This is a genomic window from Herbiconiux sp. VKM Ac-2851 (assembly GCF_013205105.1).
GTDB classification, from domain to species: Bacteria; Actinomycetota; Actinomycetes; order Actinomycetales; family Microbacteriaceae; genus Herbiconiux; species Herbiconiux flava.
Genome location: NZ_JABMLJ010000001.1, coordinates 1160758 through 1183125, shown reverse-complemented (window position 1 = coordinate 1183125; position 22368 = coordinate 1160758). Strand labels below are relative to the sequence as shown.

At 70.0% G+C, this 22368-nt stretch carries 24 protein-coding genes, 1 pseudogene and 1 riboswitch; of the genes and pseudogenes, 13 read left to right on the top strand and 12 right to left on the bottom strand.

The genetic code is table 11. The annotated features are described in order from the left end of the window. Nucleotides 1-78: 78 nt before the first annotated feature. From HQQ85_RS05585 to xseA, 3 genes and pseudogenes are all read right to left on the bottom strand, one after another. The gene (locus HQQ85_RS05585) at nt 79-747 is read right to left on the bottom strand and encodes a DUF4245 domain-containing protein (RefSeq protein WP_173181457.1); all 669 of its coding nucleotides are present in this window, start codon (nt 745-747) and stop codon (nt 79-81) included. A 2-nt stretch (nt 748-749) separates the two neighbouring features. Then, on the bottom strand, nt 750-971 hold the full coding sequence (locus HQQ85_RS05580) for an exodeoxyribonuclease VII small subunit (RefSeq protein ID WP_173181456.1): 222 nt from the start codon (nt 969-971) through the stop codon (nt 750-752). Nucleotides 972-1088: 117 nt separating this feature from the next. Continuing rightward, nucleotides 1089-2405 (bottom strand): annotated as a pseudogene (xseA, locus tag HQQ85_RS05575) (exodeoxyribonuclease VII large subunit); the annotation flags it as partial. Nucleotides 2406-2489: 84 nt separating this feature from the next. On the opposite strand from xseA, the gene HQQ85_RS05570 reads away from it, so the two are divergent. Then, a complete protein-coding gene (locus tag HQQ85_RS05570; protein WP_173181741.1) occupies nt 2490-3524 on the top strand; it encodes a 4-hydroxy-3-methylbut-2-enyl diphosphate reductase in 1035 nt (344 codons plus the stop codon). Between the two features lie 73 nt (nt 3525-3597). On the opposite strand, the gene HQQ85_RS05565 is transcribed toward HQQ85_RS05570, so the two are convergent. Both HQQ85_RS05565 and fbaA read right to left on the bottom strand, forming a co-directional pair. Then, the gene (locus HQQ85_RS05565) at nt 3598-4257 is read right to left on the bottom strand and encodes a DUF6264 family protein (RefSeq protein WP_173181454.1); all 660 of its coding nucleotides are present in this window, start codon (nt 4255-4257) and stop codon (nt 3598-3600) included. A gap of 8 nt (nt 4258-4265) precedes the next feature. Further along, a complete protein-coding gene (gene fbaA, locus HQQ85_RS05560; protein WP_173181453.1) occupies nt 4266-5291 on the bottom strand; it encodes a class II fructose-bisphosphate aldolase in 1026 nt (341 codons plus the stop codon). Nucleotides 5292-5468: 177 nt separating this feature from the next. Here fbaA and glpX point away from each other — a divergent pair, with 177 nt between their 5' ends. Then, a complete protein-coding gene (glpX, locus tag HQQ85_RS05555; RefSeq protein ID WP_173181452.1) occupies nt 5469-6449 on the top strand; it encodes a class II fructose-bisphosphatase in 981 nt (326 codons plus the stop codon). A gap of 190 nt (nt 6450-6639) precedes the next feature. Here the strand turns inward: glpX and rmuC are convergent, their stop codons facing one another. Continuing rightward, nucleotides 6640-8238 carry a DNA recombination protein RmuC gene (gene rmuC / locus HQQ85_RS05550; RefSeq protein WP_173181451.1) on the bottom strand — a complete coding sequence of 533 codons (1599 nt, stop codon included), beginning with the start codon at nt 8236-8238 and terminating at the stop codon, nt 6640-6642. A 209-nt stretch (nt 8239-8447) separates the two neighbouring features. Here rmuC and HQQ85_RS05545 point away from each other — a divergent pair, with 209 nt between their 5' ends. The 5 genes from HQQ85_RS05545 to HQQ85_RS05525 all read left to right on the top strand — a co-directional run bounded on the left by HQQ85_RS05545 (nt 8448) and on the right by HQQ85_RS05525 (nt 12810). Beyond that, nucleotides 8448-9962, top strand: coding sequence for a CoA-acylating methylmalonate-semialdehyde dehydrogenase (locus HQQ85_RS05545; RefSeq protein ID WP_173181450.1), 1515 nt, complete (start codon nt 8448-8450; stop codon nt 9960-9962). A 96-nt stretch (nt 9963-10058) separates the two neighbouring features. Then, a complete protein-coding gene (ychF, locus tag HQQ85_RS05540; RefSeq protein WP_173181449.1) occupies nt 10059-11132 on the top strand; it encodes a redox-regulated ATPase YchF in 1074 nt (357 codons plus the stop codon). 39 nt (nt 11133-11171) lie between these two features. Further along, a complete protein-coding gene (locus HQQ85_RS05535) occupies nt 11172-11633 on the top strand; it encodes a hypothetical protein (RefSeq protein ID WP_173181448.1) in 462 nt (153 codons plus the stop codon). A gap of 116 nt (nt 11634-11749) precedes the next feature. Beyond that, nucleotides 11750-12238: a helix-turn-helix domain-containing protein gene (locus HQQ85_RS05530; RefSeq protein ID WP_173181447.1), complete on the top strand. Its 489-nt coding sequence runs from the start codon at nt 11750-11752 to the stop codon at nt 12236-12238. Then, complete coding sequence (locus tag HQQ85_RS05525) at nt 12235-12810, top strand: DUF6036 family nucleotidyltransferase (protein ID WP_173181446.1); 576 nt, start codon at nt 12235-12237, stop codon at nt 12808-12810. The genes HQQ85_RS05530 and HQQ85_RS05525 overlap by 4 nt, the downstream gene beginning before the upstream one ends. A 22-nt stretch (nt 12811-12832) precedes the next feature. Here HQQ85_RS05525 and HQQ85_RS05520 read toward each other — a convergent pair whose 3' ends face one another. Next, complete coding sequence (locus HQQ85_RS05520) at nt 12833-13006, bottom strand: hypothetical protein (RefSeq protein ID WP_173181445.1); 174 nt, start codon at nt 13004-13006, stop codon at nt 12833-12835. A gap of 178 nt (nt 13007-13184) precedes the next feature. Between HQQ85_RS05520 and HQQ85_RS05515 the strand changes: the two genes are divergently transcribed. Next, nucleotides 13185-14573, top strand: coding sequence for an FAD-binding oxidoreductase (locus HQQ85_RS05515; protein WP_173181444.1), 1389 nt, complete (start codon nt 13185-13187; stop codon nt 14571-14573). Here HQQ85_RS05515 and HQQ85_RS05510 read toward each other — a convergent pair. Next, a complete protein-coding gene (locus HQQ85_RS05510; RefSeq protein WP_173181443.1) occupies nt 14559-15056 on the bottom strand; it encodes a DUF427 domain-containing protein in 498 nt (165 codons plus the stop codon). The genes HQQ85_RS05515 and HQQ85_RS05510 overlap by 15 nt on opposite strands. Before the next feature lie 51 nt (nt 15057-15107). Here HQQ85_RS05510 and HQQ85_RS05505 point away from each other — a divergent pair, with 51 nt between their 5' ends. After that, nucleotides 15108-15776, top strand: a complete 669-nt coding sequence (locus tag HQQ85_RS05505; protein WP_254069120.1) for an LON peptidase substrate-binding domain-containing protein — start codon at nt 15108-15110, stop codon at nt 15774-15776. Between the two features lie 13 nt (nt 15777-15789). Here HQQ85_RS05505 and HQQ85_RS05500 read toward each other — a convergent pair whose 3' ends face one another. From HQQ85_RS05500 to HQQ85_RS05490, 3 genes are all read right to left on the bottom strand, one after another. Then, complete coding sequence (locus HQQ85_RS05500) at nt 15790-16734, bottom strand: homocysteine S-methyltransferase family protein (RefSeq protein WP_173181442.1); 945 nt, start codon at nt 16732-16734, stop codon at nt 15790-15792. Between the two features lie 108 nt (nt 16735-16842). Continuing rightward, nucleotides 16843-17016 (bottom strand): hypothetical protein, encoded by a 174-nt coding sequence (locus HQQ85_RS05495; protein WP_173181441.1) that lies wholly within the window; start codon nt 17014-17016, stop codon nt 16843-16845. 79 nt (nt 17017-17095) lie between these two features. Further along, nucleotides 17096-17551 (bottom strand): hypothetical protein, encoded by a 456-nt coding sequence (locus tag HQQ85_RS05490; RefSeq protein ID WP_173181440.1) that lies wholly within the window; start codon nt 17549-17551, stop codon nt 17096-17098. A 156-nt stretch (nt 17552-17707) separates the two neighbouring features. Here HQQ85_RS05490 and HQQ85_RS05485 point away from each other — a divergent pair, with 156 nt between their 5' ends. Then, complete coding sequence (locus tag HQQ85_RS05485; protein ID WP_173181439.1) at nt 17708-18490, top strand: hypothetical protein; 783 nt, start codon at nt 17708-17710, stop codon at nt 18488-18490. A 44-nt stretch (nt 18491-18534) separates the two neighbouring features. Here HQQ85_RS05485 and lgt read toward each other — a convergent pair whose 3' ends face one another. Continuing rightward, nucleotides 18535-19551, bottom strand: coding sequence for a prolipoprotein diacylglyceryl transferase (lgt, locus tag HQQ85_RS05480; RefSeq protein ID WP_173181438.1), 1017 nt, complete (start codon nt 19549-19551; stop codon nt 18535-18537). 224 nt (nt 19552-19775) lie between these two features. Here lgt and HQQ85_RS05475 point away from each other — a divergent pair, with 224 nt between their 5' ends. The 3 genes from HQQ85_RS05475 (at nt 19776) to HQQ85_RS05465 (ending at nt 22058) form a co-directional block, all read left to right on the top strand. Next, nucleotides 19776-19982: a cold-shock protein gene (locus HQQ85_RS05475; protein ID WP_173181437.1), complete on the top strand. Its 207-nt coding sequence runs from the start codon at nt 19776-19778 to the stop codon at nt 19980-19982. A gap of 191 nt (nt 19983-20173) precedes the next feature. After that, entirely contained in the window at nt 20174-21268 is a 1095-nt protein-coding gene (locus HQQ85_RS05470; RefSeq protein WP_371741798.1) for a fatty acid desaturase, read from the top strand. Nucleotides 21269-21305: 37 nt separating this feature from the next. Next, nucleotides 21306-22058 carry a copper resistance CopC family protein gene (locus HQQ85_RS05465; protein ID WP_173181436.1) on the top strand — a complete coding sequence of 251 codons (753 nt, stop codon included), beginning with the start codon at nt 21306-21308 and terminating at the stop codon, nt 22056-22058. 101 nt (nt 22059-22159) lie between these two features. After that, nucleotides 22160-22249, top strand: a riboswitch (glycine riboswitch). The last annotated feature ends 119 nt before the right edge of the window (nt 22250-22368 follow it).

The following is a 22368-nucleotide window of genomic DNA, read 5'->3' as shown; positions in this document are numbered from 1 at the left end:
TGGCCTCGCCGGTCGAGTCATCGGACGCGGCCGCGTCGGGGGTGCCGGCGGGGTCGGGGGTGGGGGTGGTGGTGTCGGTCATCGGGTTGCCTCCGCGGGCTGCTCCTGCACGTTGGCCGCGAGGGCCGCCGCGACCTGCTCGATCTCGTCGGGGTCGGCGGTGCCGAACACGACGTAGGTGGTGGCGCCCGACTCGGTGGTCAGGGCGTACTCGGCGTTGCCGACCTCGTCGGACGAGCCGGCGCGGTCGCGGTTGTCGTAGACGGTCCAGTCGACGCCGTCGAGCGAGACCGTTCCCGAGGCTAGCCCGCGGCCGACCTGGTCGGCGAGCCAGGTGGGGTTCGCGTCGATCGCCTGGGTCAGCCCGATGTACTGCTTCTGCGGCGTGATCAGGCCGACATACCAGGACAGCACGCCGTCGGCCGTGCCGGACCGCACTTCGGCGGCGTTCGACGTCCAGCCCTCGGGCAGCTCGGGCGCGGCCAGCGGCACGGGCATCGAGGCCTGCGCGCTCGCGGCGACGTCCTGGTAGTCGACGCTCTCGAGCAGCGATTCCTCGGGGCGCGGCACCAGGAAGATGATCGCGGCGACGAGCCCCACCGACACAAGCAGGGCGTACAGCAGATTGCGCAGCGTCTTGCGGTCGCGGTAGAGGCGGGACTGCTCGGCCTTGCGGGCCGCGGTCTCCTCAGGGGTCTCGGGGCGGCCGAGCTCGGCGACGACGCGGGGTTCGGTGCTCTTGGCCACGGCTACTCGCCCGCCGAGCCGCTGCGGGCGGCGTCGAGTCGCTCCCGGGCGCCGATCAGCCACTGCTCGCAGCGGGCCGCGAGGGACTCGCCGCGCTCCCAGAGCGCGAGCGACTGCTCGAGGGTGGCAGAGCCCTGCTCGAGCTCGCCGACCACGCGGATCAGCTCGTCGCGCGCCTCTTCATAGGAGAGTGCTTGCACGTCGGGGGAGGGCGAGGAGGCCATGGCTCAATCCTATCGATCGGAGACGGAGGGATCGGCGGTGCCGCGGGTCTCGGCGTCCAGCTGCGCATCGCCCGCGCCTGTGGAGGAGAGGACGCCGGCTGCATCGTCCGCACCGGTCGAGGAGACGCCGGCTGCGCCGTCCGCACCGGTCGAGGAGGGAACGCGGGGCGCGGCGGCCGCACCCGTGGAGGAGGGACCCGAGGAGACCGCGTCGAGCGCTCCGTCGGCGACCGTCACCGTGACGAGCGAGCCCTGCGGAGCATCCGTCGCCGCCCGCACGATGTGCCCCGCGTTCGGCCCGGAGATCGACTGCACGATGGCGTACCCGCGATCGAGGGTGCGCTGCGGCGAGAGCTGGCGCACGTGCGCCACGAGCTCGCGCACCCGATTGCCCTCCCGTTCGAGCACGCGGCTGACCAGCTCCTCGCCGCGGGCGACGAAGCGCGTGAGGTCTTCCGAGCGCGAGTCGATGATCCAGGCCGGGTTCGACAGCGCGGGCCGCGAACGGATCTGTGTCAGCCGGTCGACCTCGATCGAGACGGTCGCGGCGACCCGGGTGCGGATGCGCGTGCGGGCCTGGTCGACCCGCATCAGCTCCTCGGTGACGTCGGGCACGACCCGCTTCGCGGCATCGGTGGGGGTGGAGGCGCGGAGGTCGGCGACGAGGTCGAGCAGCGGAGCATCCGCCTCGTGGCCGATGGCGCTGACGATCGGCGTCGTCGCCGCCGCGGCCGCGCGCACCACGGCCTCGTCGCTGAAGCCGAGCAGGTTCTGGAAGTCGCCGCCGCCCCGGGCGACGATGATGACCTCGACCGCCGGATCGGCGTCGAGCAGCTCGATGGCCGCGACGACCTCGCGGGCCGTGCGGTCGCCCTGCACCGCCGCGTGCACCACGCGGAACCGAACAGAGGGCCAGCGCAGCTGCGCGTTGCGGAGCACGTCCTTCTCGGCGTCGCTGTCTTTGCCCGTGACGAGGCCGACGGTGCCCGGCAGGAAGGGCAGGGCGCGCTTGCGGCCGCGGTCGAACAGGCCCTCGGAGGCGAGCTGCGCGCGCAGCCGCTCGAGCCGTTCGAGCAGGTCACCGAGGCCGACATGCCGCATCTCGAACACCTGCATCGAGAGCGAGCCGCCGCGCACCCAGTAGCTCGGCTTGATCAGAGCGATCACGCGGTCGCCCTGCTTCAGGTCGGCTGGCAGCTTCGCCTTGACGGAGGACCAGATGGTGAAGCTCACGGTGGCGTCGCCCGACAGGTCTTTCAGCTTTCCGTAGACGTTGCCGCCCGACACGCCCCACTGCGTGATCTCGCCCTCGACCCACGCGGTGCCGAGGCGCTCGATGTAGCCGCGGATCTTCTGCGCCAGCTCGCCCACGGGCCAGGGGTTCTCGAGCGTCGGAGGCCCCGACGAGAACGAGGGGGCGGGAGCGTCGGACACGTCTGGTTCTCTCCTTCAGGCCTTCACCCAGTTGTGCTCACGTAGAATCGAAGGGTGAGCAACGCGACGACCATCAGCCTGCCGATGCCGAGGATTCCCGGCACTCGCAACAGGCTAAAGGATAACCCGGTGACCGGTCACAAGCGTGTGCTGCTGGCAGCCCCACGTGGCTATTGTGCAGGAGTGGACAGAGCGGTCGTGGCCGTCGAGAAGGCGCTCGAGAACTACGGCGCCCCGGTCTATGTGCGCAAGCAGATCGTGCACAACGTGCACGTCGTCTCGACGCTCGAGAAGCGCGGTGCCATCTTCGTCGAGGAGATCGACGAGGTGCCCGAGGGCGCCCACGTCGTGTTCTCGGCCCACGGCGTCTCGCCGGCGGTCGTGCAGGGTGCCGCTGACCGGGGCCTCCAGGCCATCGACGCCACCTGCCCGCTGGTCACCAAGGTGCACCGCGAGGCCGTGCGCTTCGCCCGCGACGACTTCGAGATCCTCCTCATCGGCCACGAGGGCCACGAAGAGGTCGAGGGCACGGCGGGCGAGGCCCCCGAGCACATCACCCTGGTCGGCAGTCCGGATGCGGTGGCCGACATCGAGGTCAAGGACCCCGACAAGGTGGTCTGGCTCTCGCAGACGACGCTGTCCGTCGACGAGACCATGGAGACGGTGCGCCGGCTGCGGGAGAAGTTCCCCAACCTGCAGGACCCGCCGTCCGACGACATCTGCTACGCCACCCAGAACCGCCAGGTCGCCATCAAGAAGGTGGCGCAGGGCGCCGACCTCGTGATCGTGGTCGGCTCGGCCAACTCGTCCAACTCGGTGCGCCTCGTCGAGGTCGCCCTCGAGTACGGGGCGAAGGCCGCGTACCGCGTCGACTACGCGCACGAGGTCAAGCAGGAGTGGCTCGACGGCGTCGAGACGGTCGGCGTCACCTCCGGCGCCTCTGTGCCCGAGGTGCTCGTGCAGGAGCTGCTGGATGACCTCGCGGCCGCCGGCTACGGCGACATCGAGACCGTGCAGACGGCGGAGGAGGACCTCGTGTTCTCGCTGCCCAAGGAGCTGCGTCGCGACACCGCGGGCAACCGCGACGCCCGCGCGCTCGGCGGCCGCCACAGCGCCTAGCGGCTGCGGCGTAGGGCTCGCGCCGCCGAGCCGGGGCGTCCCGCGCCGGGCCGCCCCGGCGCAGGTCCGGTCGCTACGGCGTCGGCGTGATGGTCACGACCGCCGGCAAGGTCGTCAGCGAGTCGAGCAGCTCCGGCGCCTGCGAGAACGCGATCGCGACGCAGATGCAGGTGATCAGGAACGACACCACGGCCGCCGTCAGCGGCACCCAGAACGCGAGCTTCTGCCGCTTGATGCGCCGGATCGACAGCCACACCGTTCCCGCGATCAGCAGCACGTGCAGCACGGCGCCGGTCACGCCCGTGACGCGGGTCACCTCGTTGGCGGGATAGCCGCCGAGCCCGAAGGCGGCTCCGGCCGTCGTCATGTAGCCGTTCAGGTCGAGCAGCGTGGCGACGCTCGACCCGACCGAGAGGGTGCCGAGCACCAGCAGCACGATCGTGATGTTGACGTCGACGGCGAGGCCGCGCCTCGGGGCCGGGACGTCAGACGGTTCGGCACCCGGGGCGGGGTCGCCCGACGGGGCACCCGTCGAGGAGCGCGCGGCACGAGCATCTGGAGCCGGCCAGCGCGGATCGACCGGGGGCCGGCCCGACGGACGAGCGGCCGGAGCCGGTGCCGGAGGGGTCTCGGCCTCGGGGACGGGGTCGGGGGTCGCCTCTTTCGGCGGCTGCCAGACCCAGCCCTCGGGGGCCAGTTCTCCGTACTTGGGCTTCGGTCGCTCGTCGGTCACGCGGTTCCCTACTTGCCGGAGTGGCCGGCGGAGCCCAGCTGCTGGGTGGCCTCGACCACGCGAGCGGCCATGGCGGTCTCGGCGATCTTGCCCCAGGCGCGCGGGTCGTAGACCTTCTTGTTGCCGACCTCGCCGTCGACCTTCAGGACGCCGTCGTAGTTCTTGAACATGGTGTCGGCGATGGAGCGGGTGAAGGCGTACTGGGTGTCGGTGTCGATGTTCATCTTCACGACGCCGTTCTGCACCGCCTCGTGGATCTCGGCGTCGGTCGAGCCCGATCCACCGTGGAAGACGAGGTCGAGCGGCTTCGGGCCGTGTCCGTACTTGGCGGTCAGGCCGTCCTGGATCTCCTTCAGGAGCTCGGGCTTCAGCTTGACGTTGCCGGGCTTGTACACGCCGTGCACGTTGCCGAAGGTGAGGGCGGCCATGTAGCGGCCGTTCTCGCCGAGGCCGAGCGCCTCGACCGTCGCGATCGCGTCGTCGAGCGTGGTGTAGAGGTGCTCGTTGATGTCGTGGCTGACACCGTCCTCCTCGCCGCCGACGACGCCGATCTCGACCTCGAGGATGGCGTTGATGGCCTTGGTGCGCTTCAGCATGTCTTCCGCGATGCGGAGGTTCTCGCCGAGCGGCACGGCCGAGCCGTCCCACATGTGCGACTGGAAGATGGGGTTGCGGCCGGCCTTGACCTCCTCCTCCGAGGCTGCGATGAGCGGCAGCACGAAGTCAGCGAGGGCGGGCTCGGGGCAGTGGTCGGTGTGCAGCGCGACCGTGATGGGATAGTTCTTCGCGACCTCGTGCGCGAACGCGGCGAAGGCGAGGGCGCCGGTGGCGCGGGCCTTCACGGTCTGGCCGGCGAAGTAGTCGGCGCCACCGGTGGTGACCTGGATGATGCCGTCCGACCCGGCCTCGCTCAGGCCCTGCAGCACGGCGTTCAGCGTCTGCGACGACGAGACGTTGACGGCGGGGTAGGCGAAGGCTCCGGCCTTGGCCTTGTCGAGCATCTCGGCGTACTGGTCGGGGGTTGCAATGGGCATGTCATCTCCTTTGGTGGGCAGAGCGGCCGGCGAGCGAAGCCGTGCGCTCCAGCCGGTGCCGTGTCAACGACGAGTCTAGCCAGCCGCCGGGTTCCAGCCAGGCGGATGCGCGTGGGCGGCGGTTCCCGCCGCGGCCCACCCGGATAGGCTGGCGGGGAACCCTCGGAAGGAACGTCGATGAACGACAGTGCACCTCTCTATGAGAATCCCGACCGCAACCTGGCGATGGAGCTGGTGAGGGCCACCGAGGCCGCCGCCATCCGAGCCCAGCCCTTCATCGGCAAGGGCGACAAGAACGCCGCCGACGGTGCTGCCGTGGATGCGATGCGCAAGTTCCTCGGAACCGTCGACTTCGCCGGGGTGATCGTCATCGGCGAGGGCGAGAAGGACGAGGCGCCGATGCTCTTCAACGGCGAGCACGTCGGCACCGGCCGCGGGCCCTCCTGCGACATCGCGGTCGACCCCATCGACGGCACCTCGCTCACCGCCGCCGGCCGCCAGAACGCCATCTCGATGCTTGCCGCCTCCGACCGCGGGTCGATGCTCGACGCCTCCAGCGTGTTCTACATGAAGAAGATCGTGACGGATGCGGACGGGATCGGCGTGATCGACATCGACCGGCCGATCGGCGACAACATCCGGGCGCTGGCGGCGGCGAAGGGCAAGGACGTCGGCGACATCCGCGTCGCCGTGCTCGACCGGCCGCGGCACGCGCAGCTGATCGAGGACATCCGGGCCACCGGCGCCGGCACCCGGCTGATGCTCGACGGCGACGTCGCCGGCGGGATCAACGCGGCCCGGTACGGCACGCGCATCGACATGTGCGTCGGGATCGGCGGGAGCCCCGAAGGCGTGGCCACGGCGTGTGCGATCAAGGCGCTGGGCGGGTTCATCCAGACGCGGCTCGCACCGAAGGACGACGAGGAGCGGCAGAAGGGGATCGACGCCGGACTCGACCTGGACATGATCTACGGGGCGGATGATCTCGTGCGGAGTGACAACACGTTCTTCGTGGCTACGGGGGTGACCGACGGGGGGCTCGTGGCCGGCGTGAAGCGGTTGGGGCCGATCATCCGGACTGAATCGATCGTGCTGCGGTCGCATTCGGGGACTATTCGGCGGATCGAAGCTGACCATCTTTTGGAGAAGTGGCTGTAGGTACCACTACCCGGCGGGCCGGGTGGATTTCCGCCTCAGCCTAGGGGTTGAGCGGAGCTCAAAGGCGGCTGAGACAAAAACCCACCCGGCCCGCCGGGCGCCGCCGCGGGATGGTGGAGTAGGGGCTGCGCCCACTACCCGTGGGATGGTGAGGTAGGGGTTGCGTCCACTACCTGCGGGTGGGTGGGGGTCAGGCGTTGGCGGCTTTGTCGTCGCCGAAGTCGAGGGTGACCACTGTGGAGGGGGCTTCCGGGTGGGAGGACTCGTGGGCGAGGTAGTCGGCGTCGCGCTTGGTGTCGGTGTCGGGGGCGGCTGCCTCTAGTTCGGCCAGGAGTTCGTGGCCCGAGAGTTCGCGGGGGGTTTCTTCGAGGGGGGCGAGCTCGGGGAAGAGGCTCTCCGAGGAGAGGGCGCCCAGCTTGCGGGCGGTGGGGAAGACCTGGCGCTCGAAGGAGCCGATGAAGGCGTTGTAGTCCTTGACCGTTCGGTCGATGGTGCGGCCCAGCTTGTCGATGTGCGAGGCCGTCTTGCCGAGGCGCGTGTAGAGCTGCTGGCTCAGGTCGAAGAGCTGGCGCGCCTCTTGGGTCAGTACGTCTTGCTGCCAGCTGAACGCGACGGTCTTGAGCACCGACCACAGCGTGACCGGTGACGCGAGCGCCACGCGCTTGCCGAAGGCGAACTCCATGATCGACGGGTCGGCCTCGAGCGCGCTCGACACCAGCGACTCGCTCGGGATGAACGCGATCACGAGCTCGGGGGAGGCCTCGAGCCCGTTCCAGTAGCCCTTCGTGCCGAGCGCCGTGATGTGGCTGCGCAGTGCGGCGACGTGCTTCTTCATCAGCTGGGTGCGGCGGTCGCCCTCGGCACCGGTGGCCGAGGCCGGGATGGACGAGGCCTCGAGGTACGCGTCGAACGGCACCTTCGCGTCGACGGCGATGTTCTTGCCGCCGGGCAGGTGCACGACCATGTCGGGCCGGCCCACGCCCGAGTCGCTCTGGATGCTCGTCTGCACGTCGAAGTCGACGCGCTCGATGAGCCCGGCCGCCTCGACGACACTGCGCAGCTGGGTCTCGCCCCAGACACCGCGTGTGCTGTTCGATCGGAGCGCCGAGGCCAGCGACTCCGCTGTCGAGCGCAGGCGTTCCTCGGACTCGGTGGCCGACTTCAGCTGCTGCGAGAGCTCGCCGTACTGCTGCTGGCGCTGCGTCTCGAGCTCGACGACCTTCGCCTGCACGGCCTTCAGGCTCTCCTGCACGGGGCTCAGGGCCACGAGCACCTTGCTGTCTTCGTCGATACGGGCGGCCTCGGCCTCCTTCAGCTCGGCGAGCCGGCGCTGGAAGTCGCTCAGTCGCTCCTCGAGGCTCGCGATCTGCGCCTTGTACTGCGCATCCTGCTGGGCCAGGCGCTCGCGCGCCTGCTCCTTCGCGAACGTGAGCTGCGCCTCGAACTGCGCGGCCGCCGCGGCGGCCTGCTCGCGGTGGGCGCGGGCGGCCGACTCGATCTGCTCGCGGTGGGCGAGCGAACCGATGTCGACCTGCTCGCGCAGCGCGGTGGCCGTGGCGTCGACCGCAGCGAGCCGGCTCTGCAGCGCCGCCCGCTCGTCGACGAGCTGCTCGACGCGACCGCGCACCTCGGTGAGGTCGGCGGTGCGTTCGGCCAGTGCGGCTTCGACGGCCGGGTCGGCCGCGGAACGAGCATCCGCCCGCCGACTGCGTGCGAGCAGCCACCCGCCGGCCACGCCGAGCGCGAGGCCCAGGAGGAGACCGATGACGAGGGGGAGGAGTGCGTCCATGCCCCCAGTGTGTCAGCGGCCACCGACAACGGCGGATCGCCACGTCGACACGCCCTCCCAACGTCGGCCCGAAGCCCTAGGCTGGCGTGATTCAGCTCCATCGATGAAGCACCCGTTCCACCGAAGCACCCGTTCCACCGAAGCACCCGTTCCACCGAAGTGACCCGTTCCATCGAAGCAACCCGTTCCCACCGAAGAAGTCAGGAATCATGTCAGACGATGTCTCCACCGGCCAGCTGCCCGTCGTGAACCACTGGGTCGGCGGGGCCGAGCTCGTGTCGACGAGCGGCCGCACCGCCCCCGTGTTCGATCCGGCCCTCGGTCGCCAGTCCAAGAGCGTCGCGCTCGCGAACGGCGCCGAGATCGATGCCGCCGTCGCCGCCGCGAAGGCCGCCTTCCCCGCGTGGCGCGACACCAGCATCACGAAGCGCCAGCAGGTCATGTTCTCGTTCCGCGAGCTGCTGAACGCGCGCAAGGGCGAGCTCGCCGAGATCCTCACCGCCGAGCACGGCAAGGTGCTCTCCGACGCCGCCGGTGAGATCACGCGCGGCCTCGAGGTCGTCGAGCTGGCCACCGGCTTCCCGCACCTCCTGAAGGGCGAGTACTCCGAGAACGTCTCGACCGGTGTCGACGTCTACTCCACCAAGCAGCCGCTCGGCGTCGTGGGCATCATCAGCCCCTTCAACTTCCCGGCGATGGTGCCGATGTGGTTCTTCCCGATCGCTATCGCGGCCGGCAACACGGTCGTGCTGAAGCCCTCCGAGAAAGACCCGAGCGCCGCCAACTGGCTCGCCGCCCTGTTCTCCGAAGCGGGACTGCCCGACGGCGTCTTCAACGTGCTGCACGGCGACAAGGAGGCCGTCGACGGCCTGCTGAACCACAGCGACGTCAAGAGCATCTCCTTCGTCGGCTCGACCCCCATCGCGCACTACATCTACGAGACCGCCGCCCGCAACGGCAAGCGCGTTCAGGCCCTCGGCGGGGCGAAGAACCACATGCTGGTGCTGCCCGACGCCGATCTCGACCTGGCCGCCGACGCCGCCATCAACGCAGGCTTCGGTTCGGCGGGCGAGCGCTGCATGGCCATCTCGGTGCTCGTCGCCGTCGACACGATCGCCGACGAGCTGGTCGCCAAGATCCAGCAGCGGATGTCCGGCCTGAAGATCGGCGACGGCCGCCGCAACTGCGACATGGGCCCGCTCGTCACCGAGGTGCACCGCGACAAGGTGGCGTCCTACATCGACATCGCGGCGGCAGACGGCGCCACCGTGGTCGTCGACGGCCGCGGCATCGAGGTCGACGGCGAGGCCGACGGCTTCTGGCTCGGCCCGACGCTGATCGACAACGTGCCCACCACGAGCAAGGTCTACCTCGACGAGATCTTCGGCCCGGTGCTCTCGGTCGTGCGCGTGCACTCCTACGAGGAGGGCGTCGACCTGATCAACAACGGCGCCTACGGCAACGGCACGGCCATCTTCACCAACGACGGCGGGGCGGCCCGCCGCTTCCAGAACGAGGTCGAGGTCGGCATGATCGGCATCAACGTGCCCATCCCCGTGCCGGTCGCATACCACTCCTTCGGCGGCGTCAAGGACTCCATCTTCGGCGACTCGAAGGCCTACGGCCTCGCGGGCTTCCGCTTCTTCACCCAGGAGAAGGCGATCACGTCGCGCTGGCTCGACCCCTCGCACGGCGGCATCAACCTGGGCTTCCCCCAGAACTAGCGAAATGCTCCGGATGCGCGGGGCGCTGCTTCGGGCGGGCAGGCCCCGCGCACCCCGAAGCTCGGCTCGCGCATCCGGAAGCTAAGCTTGACGCTCGTGGCTCTTACTATCGCGATCGTCGGACTGCCCAATGTCGGCAAGTCCACCCTGTTCAACGCCCTCACCAAGAACCAGGTCCTGGCGGCGAACTACCCGTTCGCCACCATCGAGCCGAACGTCGGGGTCGTGAATCTGCCCGACCCGCGGCTGGACAAGCTGGCCGAGATCTTCAGCAGCGAGCGCATCCTGCCGGCGCCGGTGTCGTTCGTCGACATCGCGGGCATCGTGAAGGGCGCGAGCGAGGGCGAGGGGCTGGGGAACAAGTTCCTCGCGAACATCCGCGAGGCCGACGCCATCGCGCAGGTCATCCGCGGCTTCGTCGATGACGACGTCGTGCACGTGGACGGCAAGGTCGACGCCGCGAGCGACATGGAGACCATCAACACCGAGCTCGTGCTCGCCGACCTGCAGACCCTCGAGAAGGCGGAAGCGCGCTTCGAGAAGGAGGTCAAGGGCAAGAAGCTCGAGCCCGTCGTGCTCGCCACCGCGCAGGAGGCCCGCGCCTGGCTCGACACCGGCAAGCCGCTCTCGGCGTCGTCGATCGATCTCGCGCCCATCAAGGAGCTGGGCCTCTTGACGGCCAAGCCCTTCATCTACGTCTTCAACGTCGACGAGGCCATCCTGAACGACCCGGCCCGCAAGGGTGCGCTCGCCGACCTCGTGGCCCCGGCGAAGGCGATCTTCCTCGACGCGAAGCTCGAGTCGGAGCTGATCGACCTCGACCCCGCCGACGCCGCCGAGCTGCTCGAGTCGACCGGCCAGGAGGAGAGCGGCCTCGACCAGCTCGCCCGCATCGGCTTCGACACGCTGGGCCTGCAGACCTACCTCACCGCGGGCCCCAAGGAGTCGCGCGCCTGGACTATCGGCAAGGGCTGGACGGCGCCGCAGGCGGCCGGCGTCATCCACACCGACTTCCAGAAGGGCTTCATCAAGGCGGAGGTCATCTCGTTCGACGACCTCGTCGAGACCGGCTCGATCGCCGAGGCCCGCTCGCGCGGCAAGGCCCGCATCGAGGGCAAGGACTACGTCATGCAGGACGGCGACGTGGTTGAGTTCCGCTTCAACAACTGACCGCTCCTCCGTGTGCTCGCCCTGAGAGAAGGACCGTCGATGACGTCGTCACCCACCGCCCCTGACCTCCGCTCCGTCGGCGGTCTCGCCATAGCGGCCGGAGGCCTCTTCGTGACCGTCGGAGCAGGTGCCTGGATCGCCGTGGCCACGCAGTTGCGCGCGGAGAAGATCGACGTGCCGGGCAACGCACCGATGCTCAAGGGCAAGCGGGTGCAGGGCCCGGTCACGGCCTACGTCGAGGCACTCGTCATCAAGGGCAACGCCGAGCGCGGGGCGGGCGGGCGCACCTTCGCCGCCATCAGCGCCGCCCTGCGCGGCGTGGACGGCGCGAGCGACGAGGCGGCCGAGCTGCGCAAGCAGAGCGCGGCCCTGTCGACGGCGGCGGCGCTCCGCACCTCGCTGATGACGGCGGTGCTCGCCTTCGGCGTGAGCGCCTTCGCGGGCGGCATCGGCACCCTCCTCATCGCGACGGGAACGCTGCTCCGCCGCTCCGGCCGCTGACCCTGCGGCGCCTGTCCCGGCGGACCGGGTAGAGCTTGCCTTAATTCTGGGCAGTCCATAGCATTCACTGCTATCATCGCGCCATGCAAGAACGCGCAGCGGTCCTTCGGGAGGTGATGGCGGCGACCGGCACGAGCCAGTCGTCGCTCGCTCGCATGAGCGGGGTGCGGCAGCCGAGCATCAGCCAGTTCCTGAGCGGGCGCACGTCGTTCAGCGAAGAGATGCTGGCGCGGCTCCTCGCGTGCATGGGGCATCGCTCGGAGACGGTCCGTGTGGTGGAACCGGTCGAGTTCTCGCGGTCCGACCGGCTTCGGTGGGCGCTGCATCGTCGGCTGGCCGAAGATCTCGACGCCGAGTCTCTGGTGCTCTGGCTGCCGGTCATCGACCGCAATCTGGAACGGCTGGCTCGAGGTGTCCAGGGTGAGCCTCACACGGGGAATCTGCGCGTCTGGGAGCAGCTGATCCGAGAGCACGACCTGCGCGGCCTCCGCGATGCCATGATCGGGGTCGACGAGAGGTCGCAGCAGCTGCGCGAGGTCTCGCCCTTCGCGGGCGTGCTGCCTCAGGATGCCCGCGCCGAGGTCATCCGCCGGCTGGCTGCATGAGGCGCGATCAACTCGAGCACGCGATCCGGGCCGCTTGCCAGATCATCGGCGCGTCCGAGGTCATCGTGGTCGGGTCGCAGTCGATCCTCGGCAGCTACGACGAGAGCGTGCTGCCGCGGGCGGCGACGATGTCGCTCGAGGTCGACGTGCTGCCGATCGCGCCGAGCAACGCCGAGACCGCAGAACTCGCCGATCTGATCGAAGGCGTCGCGGGCGAGTGGTCGCCGTTCGAGCAGCAGCACGGCTTCAGCATCGACGGAGTGGACCTCGAGACCGCGATCCTGCCGCTGGGCTGGCGAGACCGGTTGGTCAAGGTGCAGAACGCGAACACGGCAGGCGTCTCAGGAACCCAGTACACGGGGTGGTGCCTGGACAAAGAGGATCTCTGCGTCGCGAAGCTCTGCGCGAATCGGGAGAAAGACGTGAACTTCGTGCACGCTCTGCTCGGGGAACGCTTGGTCGACGGTCGTCTCATCGCGGAGCGCCTGACCATCGTGCCGGACCGGTACTCCGTGAACGCGAGGCGAGCCGAACGGTGGCTCGCGGCGGCCCTCCGAGGGCTCGATCGTTGAAGTCCCGGCAGGTGGGCTGACGTCAGTCCTCGGCGCCTGAGCCGTCGGGGGCGCCCGGGGCGCCCACGGGTGGGGTGATCGTGGGCTCGTCGGTGAGCTGGTCGGGCACGGCGGTGCCGGCGGCGAGTTCCGGATGCTCGTCGGGCTCGGTTCCGTCGGGCGCGGTGTCAGGGGCGGGGGTGCCGGCGTCGGTCATGAGGGACTCCTTCGTGGGTCGGTCGGGGCGGCAGGCCCGAGGGCCGGATCGTGACCTCAACCTAGGACCGCGGCGGCGGGGCGGCAACGGCGGCCCCGTTCTAGGGCGCGCGGGGTGGGGAGCCGGCGGCCCCGTTCTGGGGCGGGCGGGGCGGGGGAGCGGTGGATAGCGTGAGGCCGTGACCGCTGAGCAGAGTCCCGAGACCATCCGTGCCGGGGACGAGGGGTTCGAGGGGGCCGTCGTCGAGGGCGTGTTCAACGCGATGGTGGTCAGCGGGCGGCCGGTGGCGGTGGTGCGGCCGCGCACCGAGGCCGAGGTCGTGCAGGCCGTGCGGGATGCCGCCGCGGCGGAGGAGCGGGTCGCCGTGCGCTCCGGCGGGCACAGCTGGGTGGCCGCGTCGGTGCGCGAGGGCGGGGTGCTGATCGATCTGGGGGAGCTCGACGGGATCGCCGTCGACGCCGAGGCGATGGTCGCGACGATCGGGCCGGGCGTTCGGGGGAAGGTCCTGTCGGCGACGCTCGAGGCCCACGGGCTGGCGTTTCCGGTGGGGCACTGCGGTGATCCCGGGGTCGGTGGCTTCCTGCTCGGGGGAGGGCTCGGCGTGAACTGGGGGGCGTGGCTGCCGTCGTGCTTCTCGATCCGGAGCCTCCGGGTGGTGACGGCGGACGGAGAGCTGCGGACGGCGTCCGTCGACGAGAACGAAGAGCTGTTCTGGCTGGCGCGCGGCGCCGGGCCGGGATTCCCGGGCGTCGTGACGTCGTTCGAGGTGCAGCTCCGGCCGGCGCCGGCCGCCGTGCGGGTGAGCACGTGGACCTATCCGCTCGAGGAGCTGGACGCCGTCACGAGGTGGGTGACCGAGGCCTCGGCGGGGCTGGCGCCGAACGTCGAGGTGGCGGTGGTGACGCAGGGTGTGGGGCGGCCGGGAGGGACCGCCGAGCATCCGCTGGTCGTGGGAGTGGCTGCCGCGGTCGTCATCGAGGCGGACGGCGCCGTCGACGGCGACGCACTCGCACCGCTCGGCGACGGCGCGGCCGGGCTCGTGTCACTGGAACGGTTCGAGGGGCCGGCGCGGCTGAGCGAGCTGCACGTGCCCGTCGACGCCACCTACCCCGAGGGGGCGCGGTACCTCGCCGACACCTTCTGGACGCACCTGCCCCTCGACGAGGCGATGGCACCGCTCATGGCGCTGATGGCCTGCGCGCCGTCGGGCGAAAGCTACGTGCTGACCGGGATGCCGGCGAACGGCCGGGGTGCCGAGCTGCTGCCCGTGGGCGAGGCGGCCTACGGGATGCACGACACGACGCTCCTGATCGTCTACGTGATCTGGGACGACCCGGCCGACGACGCCGCCAACCGCGCCTGGCTCGACGAGGTCGCCGCTGCGCTGCTGCCGACGTGCACGGGGCACGTGCTGAGCGAGGCCGACATCCGCGAGCACCCGGAGCGCATCGCGCGCTCGTTCCGGGAGGAGGACTGGCCGCGCATCCAGAGGCTCATCGCCCGCTTCGACCCGGCCGGGCTCTTCCACGGCTTCCCCGCAGCGCCCCCGCGTTTACCAGCCGAATGACCCGGGCGTGCCTTTGAAGGGCCCGACGACGGCGCGGGTGATCCAGCCCCCGTAGAAGCCTCCGGGTTGCGGCGTCACGACCTCGCCGTCGACCGTGCACTCGTCCATCTGCTGGGCGTAGACGGCGACGCGGTCCCGGAGCTGCTCGAACCCGGGAGACGGCTGCGGGTAGTTCCACGCGCAGGCCGGGCGCACCTCGTTTCCGCCGCGCACGTCGAGGTACCGTGCGGTGCCCTTGAACTCGCAGAACGACGAACCGGCGGCGGCGGTCAGGGTGCCCGGTGCGAAGTCGGCGATCGGGAGGTAGTAGACCGGCGGATGGCTGGTCTCGAGCACCCGGACGGCGTCTCGGGTCTCGACGATGAGTTGCCCGCCCAGACGGATCGTGACGGGCGCGGTGACCCGCTCGATGCGCGGCGGCCGCGGGTAGTCCCAGACGGATTCCTGCCCTGATGCGGGGATCTCTGGACGCGGTCGGGGCACCTCTTCACCCTATGTCAGCTTCACTCCGCACCAGCAGTGCTTCACTGGAGCATGGCCGCCTCACCGATGTTCCCGCTCGGATCAGTGCTGTTCCCCGGCGTGCCCATTCCGTTGCGGGTGTTCGAGCCCCGGTACCTCACCCTGGTTGGGCGGTTGCTCGACGAGGACGAGCCGGGGTTCGAGTTCGGCGTCGTCCTCATCGAGCGCGGACCGGAGGCCGGGGGTGGCGACGAGCGCGCCTCGGTCGGAACGATCGCGCGTCTCGTGAGCGTCGCCGCGGGTGCCGATAGCCTTCTCATCGTCGGCCTGGGCACCCGGAGGTTCACGGTCGAGCGCTGGATCGACGAGGACCCGTACCCCCGGGCCGAGCTCTCGATGCTGCCGGAGCTGGAGTGGTCGGAGGAGCTCGCAGCTCTGCGGGAGGAGGCTGAAACGGTCGTCCGGCGCGCGATCGCCCGCGTCGCGGAGTCGGAGCCGGAGCTGGAGCCGGACTCGGGGCCGCAGGCGGAGACGGGGTCGCAGGCAGAGTCGGGGTCGCAGGCCGAGGACGACCTCGAGCTGTCGGAGGATCCTGTGACGGCCGTGTGGCAGCTGGCGGCGATCGCTCCGCTCGGAGAGTACGACCGGTACGCGCTGTTGACGTCCACTTCGATGGAGGATCTTCTGCGTCAGCTGATCGGCCTGGTCCTCGAGGCGGAGGTGCTCTGGTCCGCCGAGTGAGGCCTCACTGGCGTCACCTCGTCGAGTCGGGCTCCGCCGACGGTTGAGCGGCGCCGACGTCGCCGGACCCCGCACCCCAGAGCGCCGCGACGTGGCGGCTGTCGGTGCCGCAGCATCCGCCGAGCACGGCGAGCCCGGGGAGCTCTGCCCGCACGGCGTCGGTGGCGCTCACGAGCAGCGGCAGGTCGCCCGCATCCAGTTCCTCCGCCTCGTCGAGCTCGGCGTGGGACAGCACCGACGCGTTGGGGCGGAAGAACTCCAGGTGCTCCTGCCAGGCTCCGCCGTCGAGAGCGGCCAGGAGGTGAAGCGGGTGCGCGCAGTTCACGCCGTAGAAGTCCGCCGGGTCGGCGGCTTCCATGGCGGAGATCGCGTCCGCGAGGGTACCGCCGTCCGGAAGCCGGCCATCGGTCTCCACTGTGAACGAGACGGCGACCGGCGCACCGGCCGAGCGCGCCGCTCGCACCACACCGATCGCTTCCGCCGAAGTGGTCATGGTCATCGCATGCACCAGATCCACCCCGGCGGCCGCCAGAGATCGCACCTGTGGCGAGTGGTATTCGGCGGCCTCAGCGGCGTCGTGACCGGCCGCGCGATACCCGTCTCCGCGGGGACCGACACACCCCGAGACACGCCGGTCGACGACGTCGGCGGCCGTGGTCGCCGCACGGACGAGGTCGACCGAGGCGCGATTGGCCCGGTCGAGCGCGCGAGCGTCGTAGCCGAGCGCGCGGCCCCAATCCGGATTGGCGCGCCAGGTCGGCGTCTCCAGGAGCAGACCGGCTCCCACCTCGGCGGCGATCTCCGCGTACCGGGCGTAGTACCGGGTCAACAACGCCGCGCCTGCAGGCTCGTCGAGGAGCGGGAAGGCCGCGAACTCCGGCAGATCGACGCCGTGGTTGAAGATCAGATCGGTCTCGAGACCGCCGTCGGTGACCCAGGTCGTGTGCCGGAGCTGCATCGGGAATCCCTTCGCCGCTCCCGTTCTAGCAGACGCGCTCCCGACGCGGTCGGCGCCACCCTGCTGCCGACGGGCACCCGCGAGGTGGCGTGATCTGCGAGGGCCGCGTCAGGCGTCGGCGACTGAGCCGTCGAGGGCGCCCGGGGCGCCGACGGGTGGGGTGATCGTGGGCTCGTCGGTGAGCTGGTCGGGCACGGCGGTGCCGTCGGCGAGTTCCGGATGCTCGTCGGGCTCGGTTCCGTCGGGTGCAGTCTCAGGCGCTGGGGTGCTGGCGTCGGTCATCGGTCCTCCAGAGTCTTCTGCGACCAAACCTAAGAGGGTGCGCCGCTGGCGGCAACGGCGGCCCCGACGGCTTCCCGGCTCAACCGATCGAGTAGATCAGGGCCAGCCCGGCGCGGGCGTACTCGTCGCACCTCTGCCGGGCCCGGTCGAGCATCTCGCCGAGGTAGCCGTATTCGTCAGCGCGATCGGAGGCACTGTCGTCGAGATGATCGTCGTCAGGCGAACGAGGGAGCACGACCGACCGCAGATCGTCGGCGACCGCCCGCACCTCGTCGGGGTCGAGCACGCCGTAGTGGCTGCGCCAGCCGCAGCAGGTGTGGGTGACGTTCCCCGCCACGAGGCGGCCGGCCGGGCGCTCGCCGAAGATCGCCTGGAAGTCCCGCCAGGCCTTGTCCAGATCGATGGCAACGGGGAGCGGGTCGCCGTGATGTGCGAACGCGTGGTGCCGGTCGCTCCACAGGTGGGCGACAGGATCAGCGCGCGCCTCGGCGACGGCGGCGGGGTCGAGCGGTTGTGCGAAGTATCGGATTCCCATGGGGAGACGCTGCCGGACGGGCGGGCAGGCCGTCGAAGCTGTCCCCGATCTGTGGACGCGAGCTGCCGAAGCCCGATCGGTGCAGGAGGCAGCGAGCCGCTACTCTCGGAGGCGCGAGGGTCGCGGAGGGCGGCCCCGGCCCGGGGGAGCAGCGCCATGCAGACGCACGTCAGCCATCACAACCACATGATCACCGTCGTGAAGAACGGCAAGCTGAACCCCGACGTGCGGCTGTGGACGGGCATCGCCGCGATCAGCGTCGCCGTGCTGACCGCGAGCGAGTTCCTCGTTCAGGTGCTGCTGGTGGGCGCCCGGCCGCCCCTCGACGACGACGTCGCGCTGGTCGAGTTCATGGCCCGAACGGCGAATCAGACGCTGTTCACGATCCTGATCGACACCTTCCTGATGGCGGCGCTGCTCGTCTTCCTCTCGGGCTTCCGGCAGCTCATCACGCACACGCGGCCCGACCTGCAGTGGGTGGCGAACATCGCCTACGGCGCCGGGGTGCTCTTCATCGCCGTGACGCTCGTGGGCGACGGGCTCGAGGGCGCGACCGCGCTCGACACCACCGACCTGCGGCCCGACGCGTCCTCGCTCCGGGCGTTGACCGTGGGCCACACCCTGATGTTCGGGTCGATCGGATGCACGCTGAATGCGCTCGTGGCGGCGGCCGCGGGGTACGTGACCCTCGCATCCGGTGCCCTGCCGAAGTGGACGGGGTACATCGCCTATTCCGTGGCGGTGCTCAACGTGCTCACCGTGCCGATGATGTTCGGAGGCACCAGCCCCGACAGCTTCTTCGCTGCCGGGGGAGCGGCGACCGCCATGCTCGCGACTTTCCCGTGGCTGGTCTGGGTGACCTGCGTGGGGATCGTGGCGATCCGCGACCGGCGGCGGCTCGAGCACCTCTCGCCCGACGTGCGCGCCGCGCTCGACTGAGGCGGGGCGGGCGCGAGGCAGCGACGCCGCGCAAGCAGCGCGGGTCAGCGCAGCGGCGCCGAGGTGCCCGAGGCCGCCTTGAGCTCGTCGTCGGTCCACCGCTCGCCCGAGCCCTCGCCGGATGCGGCCGACTCGTCCACCGACTCGAGCCCGGTCGACACCTCGTCGTCGGCACCCTTCTTCTTCTTGTTCACGACCGGACGCGGCCCGCGGCCGGCGCGGTACACCGAGGTCTCGATGCCCGGGTGACGGCGGCTCTGCACCACGAACAGGATGATGCCGAGCAGCACGGCCGCGAACGAGGCCCACACGTTGGCCGGAACGCCGAGGAAGCCGTCGCTCGACGGATCGATGCGGATCGACTCGAGCCAGGCGCGGCCGAGGCCGTACCAGACGAGGTAGAGGGCGAACAGCTTGCCCCAGCGCAGACGGAAGCGGCGCTCGAGGGCGAGCAGCAGCACGACACCGACGAGGTTCCAGATGATCTCGTACGCGAACAGCGGGTGGAACAGGGTGCCCTCGGGCAGGCCCACCGGGAACGCGCCGTTGGTCGACTCGATCTCGAGCCCCCACGGCAGCGTGGTGGGAAGACCGAACAACTCGTGGTTGAACCAGTTGCCGAGACGGCCGATGGCCTGGGCCACGAGCATCGCCGGCGCGAGCGTGTCGGCGAACGACCAGAGCCGGATGCCCGCGAAGTGGCAGCCGATGGCCGCACCGATGGCGCCGCCGATCAGTGAGCCGTACAGGGCGTTTCCACCGTCCCAGATCTGCACGACACGCCAGAGGTCGGCGCCCTCGTAGAAGTAGTCGCTGCCGTGCGTGAGCACGTGATAGATGCGGGCTCCGACGATGCCGAGCGGCACCGCCCAGAGCACGATGTCGATCACGACGCCCGGCTCGCCACCGCGCTTGGTGAGGCGGTGGTTCACCATGAGCATGGCGGCCACGATGCCCGCGAGGATGAAGAGCGCGTAGATGTGGATCGTCAGGGGCCCGATCTGGAACTGCGAGAACTCCAGGGGAGGGCTGGGAATGCTGAGCGGGCTGAGAGAAGGCACGCTGAATTCTAAAGCTTCACGACACGAGAAAGAGAACCTAGTAGCCGTGGGGCCGGGTTAGCGGCTAAGCTGATCTCAGTTGTTGTGTTACCCATGAATCTTGAATAGGGTCATTCGCCGCTTTTCTCGCGGCGAGCGGCTTGCTTTTCTGAGGAGCGGAACAAAGTGCACCGCGACGGTAGGTTCCGACAAGCGGAACCGCTTACCTCGAAAAGAGAAAAATAATGGCTCAAGGCACCGTGAAGTGGTTCAACTCCGAAAAGGGCTTCGGCTTCATCTCCCCCGATGACGGTGGAGAAGACGTCTTCGCCCACCACTCGGGCATCAACGGCTCCGGCTACAAGAACCTCGAAGAGAACCAGCGCGTCGAGTTCGACGTGACGCAGGGCCGCAAGGGCCTGCAGGCCGAGAACATCACCCCCCTGGGCTGATCTCGCCTCACCCCCATCGCCGTAGGCGGTGAACGAAGAACCCGTGTCCTGAAAAGGGCGCGGGTTCTTTTTTCGTCCCCTGCCGGGGGTTACGCAGGTTCGGCCCTTAGGTTGAGATCATCTACAGGGCATCTGCTCGAACACCGCGGTTGTGAAGCCGAACCCGAATTCAGTGACGAGGCCTTGTGACCATCACGAGCAACCCGACCCCGCGCGCGACGACTCCCCGTAAAGCCGGTGCCGCGCATCCCACCGCCGCCTATTCCGAGCTGCTGTCGACCGTGCGCGACATGGGCCTGCTGCGCAAGCGCCAGGGCTTCTACATCGGAATGTTCGTGGCCCTCATGCTCGCCCTGGGCGGAGCCGTGACCGGCTTCGTGCTGCTCGGCGACACCTGGTACCAGCTGCTGATCGCCGGCGCGCTCGGCATCATCTTCACCCAGTTCGCCTTCCTCGCCCACGAGGCCTCGCACCGCCAGGTCTTCGCGTCGAACAAGGCCAACGACCGCGCGGGCCGCACGCTCGCCACCGCCTTCGTGGGCATGAGCTACACGTGGTGGATGTCGAAGCACACCCGCCACCACGGCAACCCGAACACCGTCGGCAAAGACCCCGACATCGACCGCGACACCGTCTCGTTCCTCGAGAAGGACGCCGCGGCCACGAAGGGCGTCGCCGCCCTGATCACGCGCAAGCAGGGCATCCTGCTCTACCCGCTGCTGCTGCTCGAGGGCTTCAACCTGCACTTCCACTCGTTCAAGACCCTCTTCAGCCGCAAGCCCGTCGAGGGCCGTGCGCTCGAGCTGACCTTCATCGGCATCCGCCTGATCGCCTACCTCGCCGTGGTCTTCTACTTCCTGCCGCTCGGCATGGCCTTCGCCTTCGTCGGCGTTCAGGTCGCCGTCTTCGGCTTCTACATGGGTGCCTCGTTCGCCCCGAACCACATCGGCATGACGATCTTCCCGGCCGGCTCGCGCATCGACTTCCTGTCGAAGCAGGTGCTCTCCTCGCGGAACATCGGCGGCGGCTGGGCGATGACCATCGGCATGGGCGGGCTCGACCTGCAGACCGAGCACCACCTGTTCCCGAACATGGCCCGCCCGAACCTCGTGAAGGCTCGCCCGGTCGTGCAGGAGTACTGCGCGACGCACAACATCCCCTACACCCAGGTGTCGCTGCTCGCGGCGCACAAGGCGGTCGTGGTCTACATGAACAAGGTGGGCCTGTCGGCTCCCGACCCGTTCGACTGCCCGCTGGTCAACCAGTACCGGGTGCGCCGCAGCTAGACCGCCCGCTGTCAGGGGCCCCGGCTATCGTGAAGACGTGAGCCGCACCCACCGCCCCCTGACCCTTGTCGCAGCGACCGCGCTCGCCGGCACGGCCCTCCTCTGGGCCGGGTTCGGCGGCGCGGTCGTTTCGGCGTCCGCCCACGACTCGCTGGCCAGCGCGACGCCCGGCGACGGCGACTCCATCACCGCCGACCCCGGCTCGGTGGTGCTCGGCTTCACCGACGAGCTGCTCGTGCAGCCGGGCGGAACGACCGACGGCTTCGCGGTGCAGATCGTCGACAGCGAGGGCCTGCACTACGAGTCGGGCTGCGTCAGCCTCGACGGCAGCAGCGTCGCCGCGCCCATCGCCCTGGGCGACGCGGGCGGCTACCAGGTGCTCTGGCAGGTCGTGTCCTCCGACGGCCACCCGACGAGCGGCCAGTACAGCTTCGACTACGAGCCGACCTCGCTCGAGGGCGCCCACGACGGTCTGACGAACGCCCCCACCTGCGGCGCACCCTGGGCGGGCGAGCCCGACGGGGGAGCCCCGGCGGTGGCCACCCCGTCCGACGCGGCGGCTGCTCCGACCGAGGCGGCGGCGACGGATGCTCCCGCCGCCGACGAGGCTCCCGCCACCCTCCAGGCCACCGAGACGGCCGGGCCGGTCTCGGGCGAGCTGCAGCAGGCCGGGGCGATGCTGCCGTGGCCGGTCATCGTGCTGATCGTCCTCGTGGGGCTCGGTGCGATCGCCGCCATCGTGGTGCTCACCCTCCGCCGGAGCCGCGGTGGGGGCTTCGGCGGCAGCTGAGCCCGCGCTATGCTGGCCCGAGCACGTCTGGGCACTGCCTCCGGGCAGCACCTCACGGCACCGCCTCCGGGCAGCGCCTTCAACTGAATACCGCTGGCCACTAGGCCGACGCGGGAGAGCCCGGCACGACCGGGCACCGAAGGAGCAATCCTCCCCGATAATCTCTCAGGTCCTCGTACCGCGTCGAACTGGCCACTCTGGAAAGCAGTCCGCGGCATCGACGGCGGCTCGCCCATGGTGAAAGCACCCGTTCACGGGTGTGAAACTCTCAGGCACGATGACAGAGGGGGAGTTCTCGCAGGGCGCCACC

Bases quoted from the DNA above. Each gene is read 5' to 3' on its own strand.
- HQQ85_RS05580 (WP_173181456.1), bottom strand. From the start codon at position 971: ATGGCCTCCTCGCCCTCCCCCGACGTGCAAGCACTCTCCTATGAAGAG.
- HQQ85_RS05570 (WP_173181741.1), top strand. From the start codon at position 2,490: ATGCCGAGGATTCCCGGCACTCGCAACAGGCTAAAGGATAACCCGGTG.
- fbaA (WP_173181453.1), bottom strand. From the start codon at position 5,291: ATGCCCATTGCAACCCCCGACCAGTACGCCGAGATGCTCGACAAGGCC.
- glpX (WP_173181452.1), top strand. From the start codon at position 5,469: ATGAACGACAGTGCACCTCTCTATGAGAATCCCGACCGCAACCTGGCG.
- rmuC (WP_173181451.1), bottom strand. From the start codon at position 8,238: ATGGACGCACTCCTCCCCCTCGTCATCGGTCTCCTCCTGGGCCTCGCG.
- HQQ85_RS05545 (WP_173181450.1), top strand. From the start codon at position 8,448: ATGTCAGACGATGTCTCCACCGGCCAGCTGCCCGTCGTGAACCACTGG.
- HQQ85_RS05535 (WP_173181448.1), top strand. From the start codon at position 11,172: ATGACGTCGTCACCCACCGCCCCTGACCTCCGCTCCGTCGGCGGTCTC.
- HQQ85_RS05530 (WP_173181447.1), top strand. From the start codon at position 11,750: ATGGCGGCGACCGGCACGAGCCAGTCGTCGCTCGCTCGCATGAGCGGG.
- HQQ85_RS05525 (WP_173181446.1), top strand. From the start codon at position 12,235: ATGAGGCGCGATCAACTCGAGCACGCGATCCGGGCCGCTTGCCAGATC.
- HQQ85_RS05520 (WP_173181445.1), bottom strand. From the start codon at position 13,006: ATGACCGACGCCGGCACCCCCGCCCCTGACACCGCGCCCGACGGAACC.
- HQQ85_RS05505 (WP_254069120.1), top strand. From the start codon at position 15,108: ATGGCCGCCTCACCGATGTTCCCGCTCGGATCAGTGCTGTTCCCCGGC.
- HQQ85_RS05500 (WP_173181442.1), bottom strand. From the start codon at position 16,734: ATGCAGCTCCGGCACACGACCTGGGTCACCGACGGCGGTCTCGAGACC.
- HQQ85_RS05495 (WP_173181441.1), bottom strand. From the start codon at position 17,016: ATGACCGACGCCAGCACCCCAGCGCCTGAGACTGCACCCGACGGAACC.
- HQQ85_RS05490 (WP_173181440.1), bottom strand. From the start codon at position 17,551: ATGGGAATCCGATACTTCGCACAACCGCTCGACCCCGCCGCCGTCGCC.
- HQQ85_RS05485 (WP_173181439.1), top strand. From the start codon at position 17,708: ATGCAGACGCACGTCAGCCATCACAACCACATGATCACCGTCGTGAAG.
- HQQ85_RS05475 (WP_173181437.1), top strand. From the start codon at position 19,776: ATGGCTCAAGGCACCGTGAAGTGGTTCAACTCCGAAAAGGGCTTCGGC.